Annotated in this window: 27 protein-coding genes; 24 read left to right on the top strand and 3 right to left on the bottom strand. The window is 43.1% G+C overall.

The features are described 5' to 3' along the window. Positions 1-70: 70 nt before the first annotated feature. The 7 genes from hprK (at position 71) to C6344_RS11625 (ending at position 5,195) form a co-directional block, all read left to right on the top strand. On the top strand, positions 71-1,003 hold the full coding sequence (gene hprK, locus C6344_RS11655; protein WP_003212943.1) for an HPr(Ser) kinase/phosphatase: 933 nt from the start codon (positions 71-73) through the stop codon (positions 1,001-1,003). An 11-nt stretch (positions 1,004-1,014) separates the two neighbouring features. Next, a complete protein-coding gene (gene lgt, locus C6344_RS11650; RefSeq protein WP_106072958.1) occupies positions 1,015-1,839 on the top strand; it encodes a prolipoprotein diacylglyceryl transferase in 825 nt (274 codons plus the stop codon). Between the two features lie 19 nt (positions 1,840-1,858). Further along, positions 1,859-2,803, top strand: coding sequence for a nucleoside recognition domain-containing protein (locus tag C6344_RS11645; RefSeq protein ID WP_060597362.1), 945 nt, complete (start codon positions 1,859-1,861; stop codon positions 2,801-2,803). After that, on the top strand, positions 2,800-3,450 hold the full coding sequence (gene ppaX / locus C6344_RS11640) for a pyrophosphatase PpaX (protein ID WP_066031702.1): 651 nt from the start codon (positions 2,800-2,802) through the stop codon (positions 3,448-3,450). Before C6344_RS11645 ends, ppaX begins: the two co-directional genes overlap by 4 nt. 1 nt (position 3,451) lies before the next feature. Then, positions 3,452-3,970, top strand: coding sequence for an acyltransferase (locus C6344_RS11635; protein ID WP_066031703.1), 519 nt, complete (start codon positions 3,452-3,454; stop codon positions 3,968-3,970). A 69-nt stretch (positions 3,971-4,039) separates the two neighbouring features. Then, positions 4,040-4,468: an Rrf2 family transcriptional regulator gene (locus C6344_RS11630; protein ID WP_060597360.1), complete on the top strand. Its 429-nt coding sequence runs from the start codon at positions 4,040-4,042 to the stop codon at positions 4,466-4,468. An 85-nt stretch (positions 4,469-4,553) separates the two neighbouring features. Further along, entirely contained in the window at positions 4,554-5,195 is a 642-nt protein-coding gene (locus tag C6344_RS11625) for an NAD(P)-dependent oxidoreductase (RefSeq protein WP_066031704.1), read from the top strand. Positions 5,196-5,419: 224 nt separating this feature from the next. Here C6344_RS11625 and C6344_RS11620 read toward each other — a convergent pair whose 3' ends face one another. Beyond that, positions 5,420-6,214 (bottom strand): C39 family peptidase, encoded by a 795-nt coding sequence (locus C6344_RS11620; RefSeq protein WP_060597358.1) that lies wholly within the window; start codon positions 6,212-6,214, stop codon positions 5,420-5,422. 233 nt (positions 6,215-6,447) lie between these two features. Between C6344_RS11620 and C6344_RS11615 the strand changes: the two genes are divergently transcribed. The 17 genes from C6344_RS11615 (at position 6,448) to C6344_RS11535 (ending at position 22,142) form a co-directional block, all read left to right on the top strand. Continuing rightward, positions 6,448-7,623 carry an ATP phosphoribosyltransferase regulatory subunit gene (locus C6344_RS11615; RefSeq protein WP_060597357.1) on the top strand — a complete coding sequence of 392 codons (1,176 nt, stop codon included), beginning with the start codon at positions 6,448-6,450 and terminating at the stop codon, positions 7,621-7,623. Then, complete coding sequence (gene hisG, locus C6344_RS11610) at positions 7,616-8,257, top strand: ATP phosphoribosyltransferase (protein ID WP_003213329.1); 642 nt, start codon at positions 7,616-7,618, stop codon at positions 8,255-8,257. Before C6344_RS11615 ends, hisG begins: the two co-directional genes overlap by 8 nt. Then, entirely contained in the window at positions 8,254-9,543 is a 1,290-nt protein-coding gene (gene hisD / locus C6344_RS11605) for a histidinol dehydrogenase (protein ID WP_060597356.1), read from the top strand. The genes hisG and hisD overlap by 4 nt, the downstream gene beginning before the upstream one ends. After that, positions 9,540-10,124 (top strand): imidazoleglycerol-phosphate dehydratase HisB, encoded by a 585-nt coding sequence (gene hisB / locus C6344_RS11600; RefSeq protein ID WP_034660084.1) that lies wholly within the window; start codon positions 9,540-9,542, stop codon positions 10,122-10,124. Before hisD ends, hisB begins: the two co-directional genes overlap by 4 nt. Further along, complete coding sequence (gene hisH / locus C6344_RS11595) at positions 10,124-10,762, top strand: imidazole glycerol phosphate synthase subunit HisH (RefSeq protein ID WP_106072957.1); 639 nt, start codon at positions 10,124-10,126, stop codon at positions 10,760-10,762. The genes hisB and hisH overlap by 1 nt, the downstream gene beginning before the upstream one ends. Then, positions 10,759-11,496, top strand: coding sequence for a 1-(5-phosphoribosyl)-5-[(5-phosphoribosylamino)methylideneamino]imidazole-4-carboxamide isomerase (gene hisA, locus C6344_RS11590; RefSeq protein ID WP_060597355.1), 738 nt, complete (start codon positions 10,759-10,761; stop codon positions 11,494-11,496). The genes hisH and hisA overlap by 4 nt, the downstream gene beginning before the upstream one ends. Further along, positions 11,493-12,251, top strand: a complete 759-nt coding sequence (gene hisF / locus C6344_RS11585) for an imidazole glycerol phosphate synthase subunit HisF (RefSeq protein WP_060597354.1) — start codon at positions 11,493-11,495, stop codon at positions 12,249-12,251. Before hisA ends, hisF begins: the two co-directional genes overlap by 4 nt. Then, entirely contained in the window at positions 12,248-12,877 is a 630-nt protein-coding gene (gene hisIE, locus C6344_RS11580; RefSeq protein WP_034660080.1) for a bifunctional phosphoribosyl-AMP cyclohydrolase/phosphoribosyl-ATP diphosphatase HisIE, read from the top strand. The genes hisF and hisIE overlap by 4 nt, the downstream gene beginning before the upstream one ends. A 130-nt stretch (positions 12,878-13,007) precedes the next feature. Then, on the top strand, positions 13,008-14,468 hold the full coding sequence (locus C6344_RS11575; protein WP_060597353.1) for a tetratricopeptide repeat protein: 1,461 nt from the start codon (positions 13,008-13,010) through the stop codon (positions 14,466-14,468). A gap of 363 nt (positions 14,469-14,831) precedes the next feature. After that, positions 14,832-16,214: a C40 family peptidase gene (locus C6344_RS11570; protein ID WP_060597352.1), complete on the top strand. Its 1,383-nt coding sequence runs from the start codon at positions 14,832-14,834 to the stop codon at positions 16,212-16,214. Between the two features lie 233 nt (positions 16,215-16,447). Further along, a complete protein-coding gene (gene trxB, locus C6344_RS11565) occupies positions 16,448-17,398 on the top strand; it encodes a thioredoxin-disulfide reductase (protein ID WP_034660715.1) in 951 nt (316 codons plus the stop codon). A 357-nt stretch (positions 17,399-17,755) separates the two neighbouring features. Further along, the gene (locus C6344_RS11560) at positions 17,756-18,220 is read left to right on the top strand and encodes an 8-oxo-dGTP diphosphatase (RefSeq protein ID WP_003213484.1); all 465 of its coding nucleotides are present in this window, start codon (positions 17,756-17,758) and stop codon (positions 18,218-18,220) included. Positions 18,221-18,259: 39 nt separating this feature from the next. Next, positions 18,260-19,147 (top strand): RNase adapter RapZ, encoded by an 888-nt coding sequence (gene rapZ / locus C6344_RS11555; RefSeq protein ID WP_034660713.1) that lies wholly within the window; start codon positions 18,260-18,262, stop codon positions 19,145-19,147. Beyond that, complete coding sequence (locus tag C6344_RS11550; protein WP_034660077.1) at positions 19,148-20,107, top strand: gluconeogenesis factor YvcK family protein; 960 nt, start codon at positions 19,148-19,150, stop codon at positions 20,105-20,107. A 17-nt stretch (positions 20,108-20,124) separates the two neighbouring features. After that, positions 20,125-21,075 carry a DNA-binding protein WhiA gene (gene whiA, locus C6344_RS11545; protein ID WP_034660076.1) on the top strand — a complete coding sequence of 317 codons (951 nt, stop codon included), beginning with the start codon at positions 20,125-20,127 and terminating at the stop codon, positions 21,073-21,075. A 26-nt stretch (positions 21,076-21,101) separates the two neighbouring features. Then, a complete protein-coding gene (locus C6344_RS11540; protein ID WP_034660075.1) occupies positions 21,102-21,359 on the top strand; it encodes an HPr family phosphocarrier protein in 258 nt (85 codons plus the stop codon). Positions 21,360-21,398: 39 nt separating this feature from the next. Then, positions 21,399-22,142 (top strand): arylamine N-acetyltransferase family protein, encoded by a 744-nt coding sequence (locus C6344_RS11535; RefSeq protein ID WP_034660073.1) that lies wholly within the window; start codon positions 21,399-21,401, stop codon positions 22,140-22,142. A 51-nt stretch (positions 22,143-22,193) separates the two neighbouring features. Here the strand turns inward: C6344_RS11535 and C6344_RS11530 are convergent, their stop codons facing one another. Both C6344_RS11530 and C6344_RS11525 read right to left on the bottom strand, forming a co-directional pair. Further along, positions 22,194-22,682: a ribonuclease gene (locus tag C6344_RS11530; RefSeq protein WP_034660072.1), complete on the bottom strand. Its 489-nt coding sequence runs from the start codon at positions 22,680-22,682 to the stop codon at positions 22,194-22,196. 184 nt (positions 22,683-22,866) lie between these two features. Beyond that, positions 22,867-23,844 (bottom strand): 2-hydroxyacid dehydrogenase, encoded by a 978-nt coding sequence (locus tag C6344_RS11525; RefSeq protein WP_060597351.1) that lies wholly within the window; start codon positions 23,842-23,844, stop codon positions 22,867-22,869. Positions 23,845-24,119 lie beyond the last annotated feature (275 nt).

Here is a 24,119-nt window from a genome sequence, read left to right as displayed (position 1 = left end):
GGGATCATCATTGAAAGTGATAAAATAGAGCTGTATTTCTGAATCGCCTGTGATAAAAGGAGGAAGAAACGTGCCGAAAGTTCGTACGAAGGACATAATGGAACAATTTCATCTTGAACTGGTAAGTGGGGAAGAAGGGATTAATCGTCCCATTACAATCAGTGATCTTTCCAGACCAGGTATTGAAATGGCTGGTTATTTTACATATTACCCAAAAGAAAGAGTTCAACTTTTAGGGAAAACAGAGCTTTCTTTTTTTGAACAACTCCCAGAACGCGAACGAAAGCAGAGAATGATGTCTCTTTGTACAGATATTACCCCTGCAATTATTTTGTCACGAGATCGTGAAGTGCCGAAGGAATTAATTGAAGCTTCAAATGAAAATGGCGTCCCTGTGTTACGATCAAGCCTAAAAACGACAAGACTTTCGAGTCGGTTGACCAACTTTTTAGAAAGTAAGCTTGCACCAACGACTGCGATTCATGGCGTGCTCGTAGATGTATATGGTGTAGGTGTATTGTTAATTGGAAAAAGCGGAGTAGGAAAAAGTGAAACAGCCTTAGAACTAGTGAAGAGGGGACACAGGCTGGTCGCAGACGATTGCGTGGAAATCCGTCAAGAGGATCAGGATACTTTAGTTGGAAGCGCACCAGAGCTGATTGAACATCTTTTAGAAATCCGTGGATTAGGCATCATTAATGTGATGACCTTATTTGGAGCCGGTGCTGTCAGAAGCTATAAGAGAATTACGATTGTGATGAACCTTGAGCTTTGGGAACAAGGCAAACAGTACGATCGTTTAGGACTTGAAGAAGAGAAGATGCGAATCATCGATACAGATGTACCGAAGCTGACCATCCCTGTACGACCAGGACGAAACTTAGCGGTCATCATTGAGGTGGCTGCGATGAACTTCAGGTTAAAACGCATGGGACATAATGCGGCGGAACAATTTACAAGTAAACTTGCCGATGTCATTGAAGACAATGGCCAGGATGAATAGGAGTTGTCTATATGAACGAAGCGATTCAGCCAATTGATCCGATTGCTTTTCAGCTCGGACCTCTTTCGGTTCATTGGTATGGTGTGATCATTGGGGTCGGAGCCTTGGTAGGACTCTGGCTCGCACTGAGAGAATGTGAGAAAAGAGGAATCAATAAAGATACGTTTATTGACTTAATCTTATTTGCGATTCCAATAGCCATTATTTGTGCACGAATTTATTATGTATCCTTCGAATGGGATTACTATCAGCAGCATCCAAATGAAATCATTAAGATTTGGAATGGCGGAATTGCTATTCATGGCGGGCTGATAGGTGCTGTGCTGACAGCGATCGTCTTTACAAAAGTGAAAAAGGTGTCCTTCTGGAAAATAGCCGATGTAGCAGCACCTAGTATTTTACTAGCGCAGGCAATTGGACGCTGGGGGAACTTTATTAATCAGGAAGCGCATGGTGAGGCTGTTTCAAGAGCCTTTTTAGAGAATTTGCATCTGCCAGAGTTTATCATTAATCAAATGTATATTGATGGGACCTATTATCACCCAACGTTCTTATACGAATCATTATGGAATCTTGCCGGTGTTGTGATCTTGATTTTATTAGGCAGAACATCGCTGCGCAGAGGCGAAATCTTCTTGTCTTATTTAATCTGGTATTCAATCGGTCGTTTCTTCATTGAAGGGATGAGAACGGACAGCTTGATGCTGACAGAACATCTACGAATCGCTCAAATGATTTCGATTGCCATTTTTGCAGTGGCTGTTCTGCTGATGATCTTTAGAAGAATGAAAGGATACGCATCGATTCCTTATAAAGAGAACAACTCATCGAATTAAGCAGGGGGGATCAGAAGAGATGGGAGAGACATGGAAAAGCGGCTTAAAGGCAGGGCTATCGACAACTTGGACACTTGGAAAAGTCATCTTTCCGGTTACCATTCTCGTCAGTATCTTGCAGCATACGCCTGTTATGAATTGGATCATACAATTCATACGGCCATTTATGGGGTTGTTTGGTCTTTCAGGAGAAGCGGCCATTCCGCTTGTATTAGGAAATGTGCTGAACTTGTATGCGGGCATAGCCGCCATTCTGACACTAGATCTTCCTGTGAAGGAAGTGTTCATTTTGGCCGTGATGCTGTCCTTTTGCCATAACCTGATCATCGAATCGACAGTGGCAGCAAAGGTTGGACTCAGAGTGTCTATCATTTTGCTGGTCAGAATCAGCCTTGCTGTTATTTCGGCTATTGTCATTCATCTCGTTTGGCAGGGAGGCCAGGAGCCAGCACAATATGGACTGCTGACGGCAGCTCAGCCGGCTGATGTGCCTTCCAGCTGGTACATGATTGTCCTTCTCGCTTTACAAAAAGCCGTACTCGGTGTGGTCCAGCTCGCCTGTATCGTCATCCCTCTCATGATCATCATTCAATTCATGAGAGATTTAGGATGGCTCCATACGCTGTCTAAGTGGCTGTCTCCATTTACGAGAATGCTTGGAATGAAAGAAAATACGTCGATGACAATGGTAGCTGGATTAACCATCGGTCTGGCATACGGAGCCGGCGTGATGATGAAGGCAGTGGAAGAGGACGGCGTGAGTAAAAAGGATTTAACCCTTGCTTTCATTTTCCTTGTTGCCTGCCATGCAGTGGTCGAAGATACGCTGATATTTATTCCACTTGGGATTCCTGTGTGGCCGCTTCTTGTCATCCGTCTGATATCTGCTATTTTATTAACAGCTGCCATTAGCTATATTTGGCGGAAGCGGGAGCTTGCAGCTGTTAGAAAGGAAGCCATATGAACGAATCAACTATTAACACCGTGCTATTTGATTTAGATGGCACATTAATCAATACGAATGAATTAATTATTGCTTCATTTCAACATACGCTTGATCATTATTATCCTGGTCAGTACAGCCGTGAAGAGATCCTTCATTTCATTGGTCCATCATTGTTTGATACATTCTCTGCGATGGACCCTGAGCTAACGGATGATATGATTCAGATGTATCGAACGTTTAATCATCAACAGCATGATCTGCTTGTGACTGAATATGAGACTGTTTTAGATACATTGAAAGTCCTGCAGGATCGAGGATTTAAACTTGGGATAGTCACAACAAAAATACGTGATACGGTTTTAATGGGTTTGAAGCTGACAGGTTTAGAGCCATTCTTTGAGGTGATTGTGACGCTCGATGATGTCCAAAATGAGAAGCCGCATCCAGAACCTGTCCAGCTGGCATTATCCAAGCTTGGCAGTGATCCGCATGAAGCGGTGATGGTCGGCGATAATTATCACGACATTTTGTCTGGTCAAGCGGCAGGAACAAAAACAGCAGGTGTTGCTTGGTCGATTAAGGGAGAAGAGGCCCTTTTAAAGCATCGCCCTGATTTCATGCTGAAGAAAATGAGTGATCTCCTGGCGATTGTTGGAGCTGATTGAGTTGAGAAAAACAGATCGTTATCCTGTAAAAGGGGTCAATTCGTTACGACAAGTCTATCGGACGGTTCCCTTTTTCAAAGTGGTGAAAAACTTTATTTTCATTCAAATAGCACGGTACACGCCTTTTATGGGAATGAAAAATTGGATATACCGAACCTTTCTTCGTATGAAGGTCGGCGAGGATACGGCGTTTGCCTTAATGGTCATGGTGGATCTCATGTTTCCTGAGAAAATCAAGGTCGGTCGAAATAGTGTGATTGGCTATAACACGACCATCTTGTCCCATGAGTATTTGATTAAAGAATACAGACTTGGGGAAGTCTATATTGGTGACGAAGTCTTAATTGGAGCTAATTCAACCATTTTACCTGGTGTAACCATTGGGGATGGGGCGATCGTATCGGCTGGTACACTTGTTCATAAGGATGTTCCAGCGGGCTCATTTGTTGGAGGAAATCCAATGCGCATGATTTATACGAAAGAAGAAATGAAAGCACGTCAATCTACGTCTGCTGAGTAGCTCGGCAGACTTTTTTGTTGACAATATGTTATGGTGTAACTATAATGATTACAACAGAGGTGAGAAAACATGAAAATCAGCAGCAGATTCACTGTCGCTGTCCATATTCTGGCCTTGCTATCACTTGAAAAAGGATCATTACAGACATCGGAGGATATCGCGGGAAGTGTGAATACAAACCCAGTGGTCATCCGCCGCATTATGAGTAAATTAAAAAAAGCAGGCCTAATCTCAACGAGTCTTGGCAAAGGTGGTTCTCAGTTGAACCGCAGTGAAGACGACATCACGCTGCTTGATGTGTATAAAGCGGTTGAAGTCGTGGATGAGGGAGAGTTGTTTCAAATCCATGAAAGCCCAAATCCTGACTGTCCGATCGGTGCAAATATTCAGGCTGTGCTTGAGTTAATCTTGTGCCGCGCTCAAAGTGCGATGGAGCAAGTGCTTGCTGAGATCAAATTAAGTGAACTAACGCATTTGTTAATCAAAAAAATTGGATGATTATTCAATTTTTTTTACCTCTGTTGTAACTATAATTGTTACACCTTTATTTATTAAATAAAATCATTTTACAGGAGGAATTCATATGAAGATTGGTATTATTGGCGCTACAGGTAAAGCAGGACAGGAAATTGTAAAAGAGGCTCAATCTAGAGGACATGAAGTGACAGCCATCGTTCGAGATGCACAAAAGGTGACAGATTCATCCGTAGCTGTTATCGAGAAGGATGTGTTTCATTTACAAGCAGAAGACATCAAAGGCTTTGATGTCATCGTCAATGCATTTGGTGCACCTGCTGGACAAGAGCACCTTCACGTAGAGGCTGGGAAAAAGCTTATTGATATTTTGAAAGAGGTACCCGATACGCGTTTAATCGTTGTGGGCGGAGCAGGCAGTCTATTTGTTGATGAGGCTCAAACAACAAGACTTGTTGATACACCAGAATTTCCAAAGGAGTATGTGGCGACTGCTTCACAGCAAGGTGAAAACCTAAAAGATCTTCAACAGACCGAAGGATTAAAATGGACTTTCCTCAGCCCTGCTGCATTCTTTGACCCAGAAGGCAAACGCACAGGTTCTTATGTGAAAGGGAAAGACCAGCTGATTGTCAATTCTAAAGGTGACAGCTATGTGAGCTATGCCGACTACGCCATTGCCCTTGTCGATGAAATTGAGCAGGCTGCCCATGTTGGAGAACGTTTTACCGTTGTATCTGAAGCAGAATAAGTCGTTTCACTGCCTCTAAAAACGATGAGTGAGAAGTCTAACGATCAAGAATTATCTCTCATTTTTACTAAAAAAAGGTTGAATACTTCATTGTAGGCGGAGGAGTAATGACAGCTGCAAAGCTTGAAGACCGCCTGAAGGAAATACTAGAAAGATCATCATGAAAAAAACATCCTCTATACGGCTAGAGGATGTTTTTTCATGTTTTCAATGAGAAAGGTGTTCTACGCTTTAATGATAATCGCCTGCCGGCCCATCTGTTCCCAAGAATCCTCAAACTGATTGCGATCGACTTTTTGATTCTTTTCACCGTATGGGTTATTTAGGTAGACATGTTCCTTGTCATAGCCCGTGATGACCACGCTATGCATATTAAAGCTCACATCTATTTTGCCATTTGGTGTATTCCATGTTTCGATGTTATCTATTTTGTCGAAGGTGGATGTGGTAATCACCCAAACAGGATACCCTTTTTCAAGTGATTGATAGATGGCCTTTTTGACAGGTTTTCCACTTAAATCGACGACTTGAGCGCCCGCATATTTTTTCGCAAGCTGATAAATAGGTTCATGGTAAACACCAAGACCTGGTCCATTCTCCATATCGCCTACAAACCCGTCATGCGGGTCTCCTTTTAAGCCATTTTCATAATTGAGCGGAACACGTTTGATTTCATTTGCCAATGCGTCTTTTGTCACTTGCTCATAGCCGCTGTAATGAAGAAGCATCGCTAAGCTTGTGACTTCGCATCCATTATAAAGCTTTGGGGCATCCATTTGATTGTAGAGGATGACATCCATGGCTTTTTTGCTTCCTTTTAAAGAAGAATATGTGTTGTCTGTTTTTTTCGTTGATCGTGTTTCTTCAGCTGCGAGTGCCGTATCGTTTTCTTTTTCTTTGGCTGCTTCGTGTGGTGAAGCTGCCTTCTTGACTTGGTCGATTTGTGTCACGTATATAAAGCCGAAATAAACAAGGCATGCGCACAACAAAGTTAAGATTAATGTCTGGATGAACTTCACTGTAATCTCCTGTGTTATTCAATATTTTTAAGTATTATATCACGTTCTTTTATCAAACATGCAGAAAAGGGACAGGTGTCACTTGAATGTAATAATTCCACAAATTTTTCATGAAAATAGAGAGAAAATAAAAATGATTGATTTAATTACTTTATTTTGTTAGCATATTATCATATTAGCGAACTAAAGGATTCGGAATTTTTTGTTTTAATGTGTTGGAGGTGCAGAAGAGCATGTTTATGTTTGAGAAACCATATGGTATGCGGGATTCATTACCAGGGTTGTATGAGACGAAGAAAAAAGTGAGACATTCATTAACAGAGGTCATGAATGGCTGGGGTTATCGTTTGATGGAGACACCAACGCTTGAATTTTACGATACAGTCGGTGTTCAATCGGCGATTACAGATACACAGCTCTTTAAGCTTTTAGATCAGAACGGGCAAACCCTTGTACTCAGACCTGATATGACGGGACCTATTGCGAGAGTGGCGGCTTCAAAGCTTCATGAACAGGCGTATCCGCTTCGCGTTGGGTATGCGGCCAATGTGTTCCGGGCGCAGGAAAGAGAAGGCGGAAGGCCATCAGAATTTGAGCAGGTCGGAATTGAGTTGATTGGTGATGGGTCGATTAGTGCAGATGCTGAAGTGATCGCGCTTGTCGTATTTGCATTAAAAAATGCCGGGCTAAAGTCCTTCAAAATCGCGATCGGGCATGTCGCTTTAGCAGAGACGTTATTTGTAGATGTATTGGGAAATACAGAGCGTGCAAACGTCCTCCGCCGATTCTTATATGAAAAGAATTATGTAGGATACCGCCAGCATGTGAAGCAATTGCCACTCTCCTCCATCGATAAAACGAGGCTGTTACAGCTTTTAGAGTTAAGAGGCGGCCAGGAAGTCACAGAGCGGGCAAAGGAAATCGTCGTTTCACAAGAGGGAAAAGAGGTGCTCACACAGTTAAAATCGCTTTGGGAAACACTTGAAGATTACGGCTGTACAGAATATATCCGTTTAGATTTAAGCATGGTGAGTCATATGAGCTACTACACGGGCATTTTGTTTGAAGTATTTGCAGATCATGTTGGGTCAGTCATCGGAAGTGGCGGCAGATATGACCAATTGCTGGCTCATTTTAATGCACCTGCACCAGCTACAGGATTCGGACTTCGATTAGACCGTCTGCTTGAAGCGCTTGATGCAAAAGAAATCAATGAGCCGCAGGAGGCAGTGATTTTTAGTAAAGAACAACGGCTGGAGGCTTTTGCTTTTGCAGAAAAGGAGCGGTCAAAAGGGAAAAAGATCGTCCTGCAAGACTTAGCAGGGATTGAAAATATTGACGCGATGACCAAGGCATTTGAGCAGGTGACTTATTTTATCGGCGCTAGAAAGGGAGAGTCAAATGGGTAAAGTGTTGACGATGGCGATGCCAAAGGGCCGGATATTTGAAGAAGCAGCTGGGTTGTTAAGACAGGCGGGATATCAGCTGCCAGAGGAATTCGAGGATTCAAGAAAGTTAATCATTGATGTACCGGAAGAAAACCTCCGCTTTATTTTAGCGAAGCCAATGGATGTGACGACTTATGTAGAGCACGGTGTAGCAGATGTTGGCATTGCAGGGAAGGATGTTATGCTCGAAGAAGCTCGTGATGTGTACGAAGTGCTCGATTTAAACATCAGCAAATGCCATTTAGCGGTTGCCGGATTGCCGGGAGCCAGCTGGGGCGGTGTCGCGCCGCGTGTGGCAACAAAGTACCCAAATGTCGCATCTTCCTATTTTAGAGAACAAGGGGAGCAGGTGGAGATCATTAAGCTGAATGGTTCAATTGAATTAGCACCGCTCATCGGACTCGCCGATCGTATTGTTGACATTGTCTCTACAGGTCAAACACTCAAGGAAAATGGACTTGTTGAAACGGAGCATATTTGTGATATTACGTCACGGTTTATTGTCAATCCTGTGAGCTATCGGATGAAGGATGCGGTGATCGATGAAATGGCGCAGCGCCTTGCAAGAATCATTGAAGGGGAGGAAACATCATGAACATCACCTATATACAAGAAGGTGAGACAGAGACACTCTCACTCAAGCGGACTTTAGATACAGGCACGGAAGAGCAGCGCCTGGCTGTTCAGCGGATTATACAAGAAGTGAGGCTAAATGGTGATCAAGCGGTACAATCTTTTACAAAGCAATTTGATGGAGTGCTGCTTGAAGATCCGCTTGTCACAGAGGAGGAAATGACAAAAGCCTCCGAACGCATGGACCCAGCCATGATTCAGGTAATCCAAACGGCTATCCGTCATATTCGCACATACCATGAGCGTCAGCTGACATCCTCTTGGTTTTATCACCAGCAGGATGGCTCGATGCTCGGACAAAAGGTGACACCGCTCGATGCAGTCGGTGTGTATGTCCCCGGCGGAACAGCTGCTTATCCATCATCTGTTTTAATGAATGTGATTCCGGCGCTTGTCGCTGGTGTTGAGCGAATTGTCCTTGTGACACCCCCAGGGAAAGATGGGCATCTTTCAGATGCTGTACTCGTTGCTGCAAAGGAGCTCGGTATTTCTGAGATGTATAAAATGGGCGGTGCGCAGGCGATTGCGGCACTTGCCTATGGAACAGAAAGCATCCAGTCTGTTGATAAAATCACAGGTCCAGGCAACATATATGTAGCGCTGGCAAAGCGGGAAGTATTTGGCCTGGTAGACATTGATATGATTGCCGGTCCAAGTGAAATTGCGGTTCTAGCAGACGATACGGCATCGGCACATGAGGTAGCGGCTGATTTACTTTCGCAGGCAGAACATGATGCGCTGGCATCTAGTGTTTTGGTGACACCGTCTAAGACACTTGCTGAAAACGTGCAGGCTGAGGTGCAAGCGCAGCTGGACACCTTGCCAAGAAAATCAATCGCCGCACAATCCATACAAAATCATGGCCGTATATACGTGACAGATTCCATGGATCGTGCAGTAGACGTCGTCAACCAGTTAGCGCCAGAGCATTTAGAAGTGCTGACAGCATATCCAGAATCACTTCTTGGTCAAATCAAGCATGCAGGGGCGATTTTTTTAGGGCGTTATAGCCCTGAGCCGGTGGGAGATTATTTTGCAGGACCAAATCACGTGCTGCCAACCAACGGAACAGCTAGATTCTCCAGCCCGCTTGGTGTGACCGATTTTCAAAAGAAAACGAGCATTATTTCATATAGTCAAGAAGCCTTTGAGACACACAGGGATAGCATTGCAGCTTTTGCCAGATTAGAAGGGCTCGAAGCGCATGCAAGGTCGATTGAATCGAGAAAGCGGGAGGAATCGTCATGAGACAGGCGGAAACAGCGAGACAAACAAATGAAACGAATATTTCGTTAGCGTTAGAGATTGATGGGGAAGGAAAAGCAGATATTCAAACAGATGTCCCTTTTATGACACACATGCTTGATTTATTTACGAAGCATGGACACTTTAATTTGACCGTCGATGCGAAAGGAGATACGGATGTTGATGATCACCACACAACAGAAGATATCGGCATCGTGCTTGGGCAAATGTTTAAGGAAGCGTTAGGTGATAAAAAGGGAATTAAGCGGTATGGCTCCAGCTTTGTTCCGATGGATGAAACGCTTGCCCAGGTCGTGGTCGACTTAAGCAATCGCCCTCATTTGGAAATGAGAGCGGCCTTTCCAAGTCAAAAGGTCGGTACCTTTGATACAGAGCTCGTGCATGAGTTTCTTTGGAAGTTTGCGCTAGAAGCTCGTATAAATCTTCATGTGATTGTTCACTACGGAACCAATACGCACCATATGATTGAAGCCATTTTTAAAGCGATGGCACGTGCCCTAGATGAGGCAACAACCATTGATCCACGTGTGAAAGGGATTCCTTCGACAAAGGGGATGCTCTAATGATCGGAGTCATTGATTACGGAATGGGAAATTTGTTCAGCGTATCAAAAGCACTGGAACGAGCAGGTGCCAGTTATATCGTCTCCTCTGATGTGGAGGAGCTCAAAAAGGCAGATGCTTATATTTTGCCTGGGGTCGGCTCGTTTCGTGATGCGATGCAGCTGTTAAAACAGACAGGACTTGAAGAGTTTATCCACCAAGTTGTGCAGGAAGGAAAGCTGCTATTTGGTATTTGTCTCGGGATGCAGCTGTTATTTGAAGAAAGTGAAGAGGCAGGACGTACGAGAGGTTTGGGGCTGTTAAAAGGGCGTGTCGTTCTTTTAAAGGATCGCGACCAGGATGGGCAAAGGCTGAAGGTGCCTCATATGGGGTGGAATGAGCTCACATTTCATCAGCCCTCCCCATTGTTTGATGGTGTACCGGAAGGATTTGCGTACTTTGTTCACTCTTATTATGTAAGTGATATGAATCCAAAAGAGCAATTAGCAAGTGCGGATTATGGCGTTCAAGTACCAGCAGTTGTCGGCAAGGGGAATGTGCTTGGCGCACAGTTTCACCCTGAAAAAAGCAGTACAACGGGAATGGCGCTGCTCAAACAATTTATTCAATTAGCAAACGAACAGAGGGTGAACAAATGAGTGAATTTACATTGTATCCAGCGATTGATATGAGAGATGGCAAATGTGTACGGCTTGTGCAAGGAGATTATGATCAAGAAACCATTTATGGAGATTCGCCGCTTGATATGGCTGCGCGGTTTGCAAATGAAGGAGCAAAGTGGATTCATCTCGTTGACCTAGATGGTGCGAAAGCAGGGAATCGCGTCAATCATGAGCATGTACTGGCGATTGCTTCATCCTTAGATGTGAATGTACAAATTGGCGGCGGCATTCGGACTGAAGAAGACGTTGCCTTTTATATAAACAATGGTGTAGCTAGAGTCATCCTTGGCAGCTCCGCTGTTTCTAATCCCGCCTTTGTGAAAAAAATGCTTGCGCAATATGGGGAGAAAATAGCGATTGGGATCGATGCGCGAAATGGCTTTGTATCGACTGAGGGGTGGCTTGAAACGTCGAAAGTGAAGGCGGAGGAACTCGGCAAAGAATTGGCAAAGGAAGGCGCGGAGGTCTTTATTTTCACGGATATTCAAATGGATGGCATGCTGTCTGGCCCCAATGTGGAAAGTACAGTTCGCTTAGCGGAAGCTACCGGCAAACAAGTCATTGCTTCAGGTGGTGTAAGCGCGCTAGCTGATCTTCAAAAGCTGTCAGCACAAAAACAGTCAGGTGTTTCTGGTGCGATCATTGGAAAGGCCCTTTACACGAAGCGGTTTACTTTAGCTGAAGCAATTGAAGGGCTTGACCGCGTATGATGACAAAACGAATCATTCCATGTCTCGATGTGAAGGAAGGGCGTGTGGTCAAAGGGGTGCAATTCCTCGGCTTAAAGGATGCTGGTGATCCGGTAGAATTAGCGCAGATGTATGATGAGGAAGGGGCGGATGAACTCGTCTTTCTTGATATTTCTGCCTCTCATGAAGGCCGGAAAACGATGGTGGATGTGGTCAAGCAAGTGGCGTCCACTCTTGCCATCCCTTTTACGGTAGGCGGCGGGATTAACCACCTTGATGACATGAAGCGCATATTAAGAGCGGGTGCAGACAAAGTATCTGTGAACACAGCGGCAGTTTTAAGACCAGAACTGATTTCAGAAGGCGCCGATTTCTTTGGTTCCCAGTGCATCGTCGTCGCAATAGATGCAAAGTACGATGAAGAGAAAAAAGAGTACATGGTCTACACACACGGAGGGCGCCGTCAAACGGATATAGAGGTCAGCGATTGGGCAAAAGAAGCCGTGCTGAGGGGAGCAGGAGAGATTTTACTGACAAGTATGGATGCCGACGGTGAGAAAACAGGCTTTGATCATCGATTAACAAAGCTTGTGTCAGAAGCCGTCACCGTGCCTGTCATTGCCTCGGGAGGCGCTGGCAATGCCCAGCATATGCTGGAGGCATTTACAAAAGGAGAAGCTGATGCAGCATTAGCAGCCTCCATTTTCCATTATAAAGAGACTTCAATTCAAGAGGTAAAAACATACTTGAGAGAACACGGGGTGAAGGTCAGATGAAACAGGCAAACGAATTATCCTTTAATGAGGCAGGCCTGATACCTGCAATTGTACAGGATGCTCAAAGTAAGGAAGTATTGACATTGGCGTATATGAATCAAGAATCCTATGAAAAAACACTGGAGACAGGGGAAACATGGTTTTACAGCCGGTCGAGAAACGAGCTTTGGCACAAAGGCGCCACATCTGGACATACTCAGCGAGTCACATCCATTCGATATGACTGTGACAAAGATGCTCTGCTTGTTCTTGTCACACCAAGTGGACCAGCCTGCCATACTGGCAGCTATAGCTGCTTTTCGGAAGAAGGCGTGAAGCTTCAAACGGAAGAGCAGGATCGTTTTGCGATTTTAAATGAACTTGAACAGGTGATTGCAAAACGTCAGACAGAAATGCCAGAAGGCGCTTATACAACCTATCTATTTGAAAAAGGGGTCGATAAAATCCTAAAAAAGGTAGGGGAAGAAGCATCAGAGGTCATCATTGCAGCGAAAAACCGGGATCAAGAAGAATTGAAATGGGAAACAGCCGATCTCCTGTATCATCTGCTTGTGTTATTACGTGAACAGCAATTGCCGCTTGATGAGGTATTAAAAGTATTAAAAAAGCGTCATCAAGGTGAGTGAAAAGCCGGGGGCACCTCTGGCTTTTTGTTTTTGAGTGAAAAACAAATCCTTCCTTTTCTTTTGTTCTATGTGACGACTCGTGAAGTATGTTATACTACACACGGTACACTGTTCGAAATGGAGGGTATCGGTGAGTAAATACACTTCTCAAAATAATCACACACAAGTCGTCCAGCTATTCCAAGATGGGCATTACTTTTTTCATAAAGGTCTAAAAGCTTATAGAGAAAGAAATCTATCTAAAGCGAGTAAGCTGATACAGCGGGCTATCGTACTTGAGCCTGAAAATGTAGAAATGCTATCACAGCTTGCCATTATTTATACTGAAATGGGTCATTACCAACAATCAAATGAACTGCTTGATTTCATACTTGAACATATCGATGAAAACATGTCTGAGTGTCACTATTTTAAAGCCAATAATTATGCGAATCTAGGACTCTTTCAAGAGGCATATAAGTCAGCTACTGCCTATGCTTCATTGGAAGAGAACGGGGAATTTGCAGATGAAAATGACGATCTCCTCGACCTGCTCGATATGAGCGACGAAGAGGACGAAGATTTTCCTTACGATCAGGATGACCTGATTGTCAAGCAGGATCAAGCGAATCACTTGCTAGAAAGCGGCAGGCTTGATGAAGCCATTGAAATGCTGGAACAGATGATTGTTGAGTATCCAGAATTTTGGTCAGCGTATAATAATCTCGCTTTGGCCTATTTTTATTCTGGTCAAATCCATCAGGCGAAAGAGATGTTGAACCGGGTTCTTCATGAAAATCCGGGTAATCTGCATGCCCTTTGCAACCAGCTTGTCTTCTATCATTATGAAAAAGAAGAAGAAAAGGTCAATACGTTAGCGAAGCAATTAACGCACGTGTATCCAATATTAAGTGAACAGCGTTATAAGCTTGGCGCAACATTTGCCCTAGTTGGAGAATTTGAATGGGCCTTTAAATGGCTTTATTCTTTGTACAAAACAGGCTTTCAGGGAGATAGTACATTTTTATACTGGCTCGCAAGCGCAGCTTATTATACAGGCCACAAAACGCTTGCACAAACGGTTTGGAATAAGATGGTCGAAGAAGATATCGATGCAGATGAAATCAAGCCGTGGCAGGATAAACCCGAGGAGACTGAGCCAATGGTCTCCATTGAGGAGCGGCTGACTGCGTACTATGTGAGCAAACAAAAAGGGGAACGTGACGTTCTTCAATCTGTCCTTGATGCACACGCAGCGAAAACAGCCTTCGAACAGCAATTCATCGAACTGCTCTTATACGAAGATGAAATGGAAGAACGGTCGTTTTCAGAAGATGCGGTTTTCGCAAAACAGGCGGCATTCAGCTTGGAAGAAGCAGTTCAGCCTGACAGCCATATGCCTTATTTTTGGTTATTCCATATTATTCAGCAGGCACGTGCTTCTGGCGTAGATAAGAAAAATGCGCCTGCATGGGCAGCAGCATCTTATTATTTATGGATGCAGGAGCAAGAAGGATCAGCTGTGAGCAAAAAAGAGATTGCAGCCTCTTTTCAAATCAGCGTTCAAACACTGTCTAAATATGAACAAGTCATTTGTGCGTTAATTGATTAAATAGGTAAATAGATTCAGCAGATTGCAGCATGGCCGAAAAGGTCATGCTTTTTTCTTGGATAAAAAGGTGGGATTTGCAAGGATTTGGCGAAGTATGACAATCACGACATGTTTTTGAAACATAAATGTAATAAAAATATTAGCTCATTTTGTCGATGTCTCATGTATAATGAAAATCGTGGATTAAAACAAAGACATATATTTAGATATTTTACTATACATAATGAAACACCTAGTGATAGAAACAATCTGGTCAACATCTGACTGATCAATCAGGAAGAAAGACATAGATAGCACAGATTGGCCGCAGAGAATTTGCTGCTTTCTCATGTCGCTTGGAAATTGTCAAAGGAGGAACTATTCGTGAAAAAGTTTATTACTTTCGGTTTAGCTTCGGTCATCGGAGCGAGCAGTTTATTTATCCCATTTACTCATGAAGCAAACGCACAGAACTTTGAACAAAAGAAACAAGAGCTGGACAGCAAGCAATCTGAGGTCAACAAAAACCTTCAAAAGAAAAAAGATGAGCTTTCAAAACTTGAAGCAAAACAAGAGGCACTTGCACTAAAGCTAAAAGAAATTGACGAGAAAGCTTTAAAAACAAGTGATCAAATCGAAGAAAAACAAAAAGAAAATGAAAAAACAAAAAAAGAAATCAAAGCACTGAAACAAGAAATTGCTGATACTGAAAAACGTATTGAAGATAGAAACAAGTTCTTGAAAAAGCGTGTACGTGCGCTTCAAGAAAGCGGCGGTTCTACGAAATACATAGATGTATTACTAGGAGCGAAAAGCTTTAGCGATTTCATCAGCCGTGCAGGTGCAGTATCTACACTCATCAACGCAGACAGCGAAATCATTAAAGAGCAAGAAAAAGACAAAGCTGAGCTTCAAAAGTCTGAAAACGAATTAAACACAAAGCTTGAAGATGTTCAAAAGACACTTGCAAAGCTTGAAACGCTTCAAACAGACTTGAATAAACAGCTTGATGAAAAAGACAAGCTATTCAAGCAAGTGAAAAAGCAAAAGGGAAGTGCATCTTCTGAAATCAGCGAGTTAAACAGTGAGGCTAACAGCATTGCATCTGAAAAAGACGCAACAATCGCTGCTCAAAAACAAGCTGAAAAAGAAGCGAGAGAAGCAGCTCAAAAAGCAAAAGAAGAAAAAGCACAAAGACAACAGCAGCGTCAAGCGAGTGTGCAAGCGGAAGACAACAGCTCAACTAACGACAGCAGCCCGTCTTCAAATAACAGTAACAGTGGATCTTCAAATAATAATAACAACAGCAGTTCACCAAGCAAGAAGCCATCTTCTGGCGGTGGATCACCTGTCAGCAGTAACGTAGGCGGAATCGAAGGGGCAATCAGCACAGGTTCTACCATCGTTGGACAATCTCCGTATAAATGGGGCGGCGGCAGATCACAAGCCGATATTGATGCACGTCGTTTTGACTGTTCTTCATTCGTTCGCTGGGCATTCGCATCAGCAGGCATCAACCTTGGACCAGTTGGCGGTACAACAACAGATACGCTTGTAGGTAAAGGAAGAGCTGTAAGTGCATCTGACATGAAACGCGGAGACCTTGTGTTCTTTGATACGTATAAAGTAAATGGACACGTTGGTATTTACTTAGGAAACGGTACATTCTTGAACGATAACAGCTCTCGCGGTGTTTCAGTTGACTCTATGAGCAATGTTTACTGGAAAAAAGCATTCAATGGCGTTGTGAGAAGAGTCGTTGAATAAATCGTTACTTACTATATAACCGTAAACAGGCTTCCTTAAACAGCAGTTTAAGGAAGCTTTTTCTTTTTTTGAAGATATGAGCAAATGATTCGCTTATTATCCGCAGATTTAATAGGATATGGGTAAGGAATAAAAGTAAGAGTGGAATTGATGCTCTCTGTCATGAATGGAAGCATCACCCAAGGGCATTCTAATAAGAAATGCTAGCAGCAATTGAAGAGGGAGTGACAGTTGTGTCAGAAGAAAAAATCTACGATACGATCATCATTGGAGCGGGACCTGCCGGAATGACAGCCGCTGTTTATACATCACGGGGAAATCTTTCAACATTGATGATTGAAAGAGGGATTCCAGGCGGTCAAATGGCAAATACGGAAGATGTCGAGAACTATCCTGGCTTTGAAAGCATTTTAGGGCCAGAACTTTCAAATAAAATGTTTGAGCATGCGAAGAAATTCGGTGCTGAGTATGCATATGGCGATATCAAAGAAATCGTAGACGGTGAAGAGTACAAAATCGTCAAAGCCGGTTCAAAAGAATACAAAGGACGCTCTGTCATTATTGCGGCAGGTGCTGAATACAAAAAAATCGGTGCACCAGGTGAAAAAGAACTTGGCGGCCGGGGCGTCTCTTACTGTGCAGTATGTGACGGTGCTTTCTTTAAAAACAAAGAGCTCGTGGTCATTGGCGGCGGAGACTCTGCGGTAGAAGAGGGTGTATACCTCACACGCTTTGCGTCAAAAGTAACGATCGTTCATAGACGCGATAAACTTCGTGCACAAAGCATTTTACAAGCGCGTGCTTTTGATAATGAAAAAATCGACTTCATGTGGAACAAAACCGTTAAACAAATTAATGAAGAAAACGGTAAAGTCGGCAGTGTGACCTTGATTGATACGGTGACTGGTGAAGAAGAAGACTTTAAAACAGACGGCGTCTTTATCTATATCGGGATGCTCCCACTATCTAAACCATTTGAAAATCTCGGCATTACAAATGAAGAAGGATATATCGAGACAAACGAAAGAATGGAAACAAGAGTGGAAGGCATTTTCGCCGCTGGTGACATTCGTGAAAAAACACTACGTCAAATTGTGACAGCAACAGGTGACGGAAGTATTGCCGCACAAAGCGCACAGCATTATGTAGAAGAGCTTGCTGAAAAGCTGAAAGCAGCGAAATAAATGGCTGTCGTAAATCCTTAATATAGCGTCATGGGCTTTTAACTGGAATGTAACACGGGTGAAATAATTATCCGTTATGATAAAACTAGTAATTGACCCCCTTTTATAAGGAATACATGTTTGGCACGGATGAGAATCCGTGTCCTTTTTTTTGCTTAAAATCAGAAATTCATGAGATGTTCACAAATGACGCATGGAGAACCATTAGATGCTGTAAAATAAAGAGTAGAGAAATTGCCCGCCACCTCTTTCAGACGAAATCCGGTCTGTTTTCGGTGAAGAAAGGGCATGTTCATTGTGGGAGTCAGGATGAACCTGTATAATAAGTTAAAGACATAAAAGAGTAGGTGACAGCTGATGCAACGAGTAACCAATTGTGTGCTGCATCACGAAGATCAAGTTCTCTTGCTGCAAAAGCCAAGACGGGGCTGGTGGGTAGCGCCGGGCGGCAAAATGGAAAGCGGAGAATCGGTCAAGGATTCAGTCGTTCGAGAGTATAGAGAAGAAACAGGAATTTATATTTTAAATCCTCAGTTAAAAGGTGTTTTTACCTTTATCATAAAAGAAGGCGATCAAATCGTTCAAGAGTGGATGATGTTCACCTTTATGGCAGATTCATTTACTGGAAAAAACGTGACAGAGTCAGAGGAAGGCATTTTAAAGTGGCATGAAGTAAAAGATGTGCCTCATTTACCGATGGCTCCAGGAGATTCCCATATTCTTGATTTCATGCTAAAGGGAAAAGGACTTCTGCACGGTACTTTTACGTATACACCTGATTTTGAATTGATTGCTTATCGGTTAGATCCTCAAGGAGACTAATACATGAACCGTTTTCATAAAGAAGGAGAGGAAGCAGGCATGAATACGAACAAACAAGAAGATATTCAGCTTGTGATTATTACAGGAATGTCAGGTGCGGGGAAAACCGTTGCCATTCAAAGCTTTGAAGACTTAGGTTACTTCTGTGTAGATAACTTGCCGCCATCACTTTTACCGAAGTTCCTAGAGCTCATGAAGGAATCGAATTCTAAGATGAGCAAGGTCGCCCTTGTGATGGATTTACGCGGACGAGAATTCTTTGACAGCTTAATTGCAGCTTTAGATGAAATGAGTGATCTTGGCTGGATCACACCAAGAATATTATTTCTAGATTCAAACGATAAGGTGCTTGTCTCAAGATACAAAGAAACGAGACGTTCGCATCCCCTTGCGACAACAGGTTTGCCCCTCGAAGGAATCGCAATGGAACGCGACCTGTTAGAAGAGTTAAAAGGCCGGGCTCAAATGATTTTTGATACATCGGATTTAAAACCAAAACAGCTTCGAGAAAAAATTGTCGCGCACTTTGCCACGAACCAAGGGCAGGTGTTTACAGTGAATGTGATGTCCTTCGGTTTTAAATACGGTCTGCCGATTGATGCTGATCTTGTATTTGATGTGAGATTTCTGCCGAATCCTTACTATATTGAGAGCATGCGTCCACAGACTGGAAACGATGAAGAAGTGCGCTCCTATGTAATGAAATGGAGCGAGACACAAAAATTCACAGAGAAATTAATTGACCTTCTCAGCTTTATGCTTCCGTCCTATAAACGAGAAGGAAAAAGTCAGCTTGTGATCGCTATTGGCTGTACAGGCGGACAGCACCGATCAGTGACGCTAGCTAACTACTTATCGGAGTATTTTAAAAATGACTACTACACTCATGTCACTCACCGGGACATTGAAAAGAGAAGCAGAAAATAGATGACGACACTTCCAAAGGTGGTCATTCTTGGTGGGGGCACTGGCTTATCTGTTTTGCTCAGAGGGCTAAAAACAAAGCCAGTGGACATTACCGCTATTGTAACGGTTGCTGATGACGGAGGCAGCTCAGGCAGACTGCGGCATGATTTGAATATTCCGCCTCCAGGCGATATTCGAAATGTCCTTGCAGCTCTCTCTGATGTTGAACCGCTTGTAGAAGACTTATTTCAGCACCGTTTTAACAAAGGGAATGACTTAACAGGCCACTCTCTTGGCAACCTCATTCTTGCGGCCATGACAAATATAACCGGTGATTTTTTTCATGCCGTCACAGAAATGAGCAAGGTCTTAAATGTGAGAGGAAAAGTCTTGCCAGCAGCGAATTCAAGTGTTGTACTTCATGCTGAATTAGAAAACGGGCAAGTGGTGACAGGAGAATCAAAAATCCCAACCTACGGTGAGCGAATTAAACGAGTGTTCCTCACACCCGATACGATTGAACCGCTCCCAGAATCGATTCAAGTCATTCGTGAAGCTGATTTGATCGTGATTGGGCCAGGCAGCTTGTATACGAGTATCCTGCCAAACTTGCTTGTACCGCATATTGGCGAAGAAGTGATTCGCTCGAAGGCGAAAAAAGTGTATATTTGCAATGTCATGACGCAACCAGGGGAAACGCTTTCCTACAGTGCAGCTGATCATGTGCAGGCATTAAATGATCATATGGTTCGTCCATTTATCGATACCATTTTTGTGAACAATAAAGAAATTCCAGAAGAGATCAAAGCAAAATATGCAGAAGAACAGGCACAGCCTGTACAGTTCGACACAGATGTACTCAAGGCAATGGGACTGGAAGTCATCCCTGGGGAAATCATTACATATGACCAGCATGTGATTCGTCACGACACGCTGAAAGTAGCCTCGCTGCTTGTCGACCTGCTGCATAAGAAAAAATAGGAATGGGGGTGGCAAGGATGTCATTTGCATCCGAAACAAAAAAAGAGCTGACTAATCTGGACGTGAAGGACTGCTGCACAAAAGCAGAGCTTTCTGCCCTCATCCGTATGAACGGTTCATTATCTTTCTCTAATCGAAAATTAATTCTAGATATACAGACAGAGAACGCAGCCATCGCAAGACGGATTTATACGCTGCTGAAAAAGAAATATGATGTCACAGTCGAGCTGCTCGTTCGTAAGAAAATGAGATTAAAAAAGAATAATGTGTATATTGTCAGACTGGTAGAACGAGCGAAAACCATTTTAGAGGATTTGAAAATATTAGGTGAGCAATTTGTATTTGAGCGCAATATTTCAGAAGAGCTTGTAAAGAAAAGATGCTGCAAGCGCTCCTATATGAGAGGTGCTTTTTTAGCAGGCGGTTCTGTGAATAATCCAGAAACGTCTTCCTATCACCTTGAGATTTTTTCACTATATAAAGAACACAATGATGCCCTTTGTGAGCTGATGAATCAATTTCAACTCAACAGTAAAACACTTGAGCGTAAAAAAGGATACATCACGTATATGAAAGAAGCCGAAAAAATTACCGAATTCTTAAGCGTTGTAGGTGCGCATAATTCACTTCTTCGCTTCGAAGACGTTCGGATCGTCCGTGATATGCGAAATTCCGTGAACCGGCTCGTCAATTGTGAAACAGCAAACTTAAATAAAACGATTGGTGCATCACTGCGCCAGGTCGAGAACATTCAATTCATTGATGAAAAAATTGGACTTGATGCCCTGCCGGATAAGCTGCGTGAAATTGCAAAACTGCGAGTCGACTATCAAGAGGTCACGCTAAAGGAACTGGGAGAAATGGTGGAAAGCGGCAAGATCAGCAAATCAGGCATTAACCACCGCTTAAGAAAGCTAGATCAAATTGCAGAACAATTACGAAACGGACAAGCTGTTACACTCAAATAGGAGAATGAAAAAGGGAGGCAGATCATATGGTGGAAAAAACGGTCACCATCCAGTTAAAAACAGGCTTGCAGGCACGTCCCGCTGCTTTGTTCGTACAAGAAGCCAATCGCTTTGGGGCTGAAATTTTTCTAGAGAAGGACGGAAAAAAAGTCAATGCGAAGAGCATTATGGGTCTCATGAGCCTTGCGATCAGCTCTGGGGTCACTGTCACACTGATAGCAGATGGTGCGGATGAACAAGAAGCCATTGATGCGTTAACGGATTTTATCAATCAAGAAAACTGAGTCTCTTCACAGACTCAGTTTTTTTAGAAGGGAATGAATATGATGCAATCAGCATTTTTACAGAAGATCGGATACGAAGGCCAGTCCATCACCTTTGATGACCTGCCTGTATTATTAAAAAAGATGGCCTACACCTTTCCATTTGAAAATAGATCTGTGCTGAACAAACAATCCTATGCCTTGAATCAAGAGGGGTTGAAGCAGCATCTTCTTGAAGGAGAAAGAGGAGGTCTTTGCTACGATCTCAATCCTCTCTTATATTATGTGTTAAAAGAGGCAGGGCTTGCTGTACAGCTCGTTCAAGGGACCGTGTATAACAAAGAAGCGTGCACATGGGCAATTGATGGCACGCACGTAGCCATGACGTTGAACCATCACAACGAACGCTTCCTTATTGATGCGGGATTTGGTGTGAATTTACCTCTTCAGCCTGTACCTTTTACAGAAGAATGGGTGGAAGGAGCGTCTATTCGGTTTCGAGTCAAAGAAGAGGAAACCGAAAAAGGAACGCATCTGCTCCAATTAGATAAGGGGGAAGGCGCTGAAACAGGCTATGCTTTCACATTGGAAGAGGTGAGCGAGCCTACTTTGGTCCAAATGAGACATGAGATTTATGAAAATGAAGCTTCTCCTTTTAACAAAAGACCGCTTGCGTCAAAGCTCACACCAACAGGACGTGTAGTCGTCACCGAGGATCATGTCACCACACATGAACATGAAGAAGTGTCGAAAAAACCGCTGCCACTGCCTTTTGAGGAATACGTGAAAACTCTTTTGCCGTAAGCAGCATCAAAAAAACAGCCCTAGGTCAAATGGGGCTGTTTTTTTGATTGATTATCGAATACGTGTGAAAGTTGCATAATGGTCTGTTGTTTTGTAAATGAGCCAGTCACTTGAATACACGAGGCGGTCAGCATTTCGGAAGCCAGAGACGTAGTTGATATCTGCCTCACGCCATGTTCGGCCGCTTGCTGAAGGAAGACGTCCCTCCCGGTTAGAGAAAACATCTCCACCGATGCTTTTACCTGGGGCAACCTCTGCTAGATTTCCCTTTGATGCCACCCATCCAAGAGCACTTGCTTGTGATTTTGTGATGTAGTTATCAGGCAGTCGTTTGTAGCGAATTAAATAATCTGCTACACCATCAAACGTATTAATGACGGCAAGGGTATGAACATCTGATGTAAGTTGAATAGTAGCTGTTTCATTTGTGGCGGTCTGTGTAAGAGGTGTTTCGGCATAGGCTTGCTGCGGAATAAAACCAGAAAACAGAATAGCAGCGATCAGAGCAAACATAGTAAAAACCGAACTGATTTTTTTCATCTTCATCCTCCTATTAAGGAAATCGGATGCTGTCCTCTTGATGCTTGTCTACCTCATATTATAGCACCCGAACATGAAGGAAATGTAAAGAAACAGGTTCTTTGCTAAAATGAGGCTTTTTTCCTGATAACCTTCTGATGAAATAAATAAAAAGACGCAGCTCCGAATCCTGCGTCTTTTCCGATTAAGATGAAGCAAGCTCCTTCACAATATCAACAGGGGCTTTGCCATCAATTCCATGAATCACATTATGAATGGCTCGTTTCAGCATAAGATCCCGTGTTGTTTCAGTAGCAGAACCGATGTGAGGAGCAAGGGTGACATTGTTCATTTCTTTGAAAGGATGATTCTCCTGAAGCGGTTCCTGCTCAAACACATCAAGACCTGCGCCTTTGATCCATCCCTCCTGAAGCGCTTGAATGAGGCTTTTTTCATCCACTGTTTTCCCGCGTGAGATGTTTACAAATAAAGCCGTTTGCTTCATTAACTTCAATTCCCGTTCTCCAATCATATGATACGTTTCATTGGTCAGCGGTGTAATCAACACAATGATATCGGCTTGCTTTAGCAGGTCATCAAGTGTGCAATATAAAGCGCCATATGCTGATTCAGCCTTTTCATTCCGGCTGCGGTTATGATACAGGACGTTCATATCAAAACCATGTGCGGCTCGTTTGGCTACTTGCTCTCCGATTCGTCCCATGCCAATAATGCCAAGCGTTTGATGATGGACATCGATGCCAAAGATATCTTCTTCCTGTACAAATTTCGTCCATTTCCCCTCGCGGATAAAACGATCAAGCTCGGCAATTCTTCGCGCAGAGGAAAGAATGAGTGAAAATGCAAGGTCAGCAACAGTATGATCGAGTGTATGAGGCGTGTGTGTACCAATTACGCCTCTTTGCCTCATCAATTCTATATCGAAATTGTCATAGCCAACAGAGTTATTGCTCACTACTTTGAGTTTTGGTGCGTGATCTAATAGCTCTTGATCGATTTTCGTTCCAGACGTTAAAAGACCATCAGCATGCTGCAGTTTTTGAAATAAAGTATCTTTTGGAATGGGGTCTTTGGATTGCCACACCTCGTATGTACAATGTTCCTTTAGTATTTCCTCAAATGAAGCAGGTAATGGTTTGGCGACAAAAATGTGTGGTTTCACTGTCAACTCGCTCCTTTCACATGATCATCTTACTCCTTTTATTATAAAGCAACCATTTCGGCTGAACACGTTTGAAGGTTATCTGCTCAATATTTAATATACTAAAATAACGGAAAAGAGAGACATTTTCTTAGTGAAAAAGTATATTCATATGCCATCTGATCCATTTTTTACATCGATAAGAGTCAGCTAATGGGAGATGTGACATATGAAAAAGCCTGATTTTCTGAGAGATTATCTGACAAACTGGAAAATAGATCGAGATTTTTTGATAG

Source organism: Bacillus sp. GBSW19, from assembly GCF_002998655.1.
Classification (GTDB): Bacteria; Bacillota; Bacilli; order Bacillales; family Bacillaceae; genus Bacillus.
The sequence above is the reverse complement of the archived record's forward strand: the minus strand, read 5'-3'. Positions and strand labels throughout refer to the sequence as shown.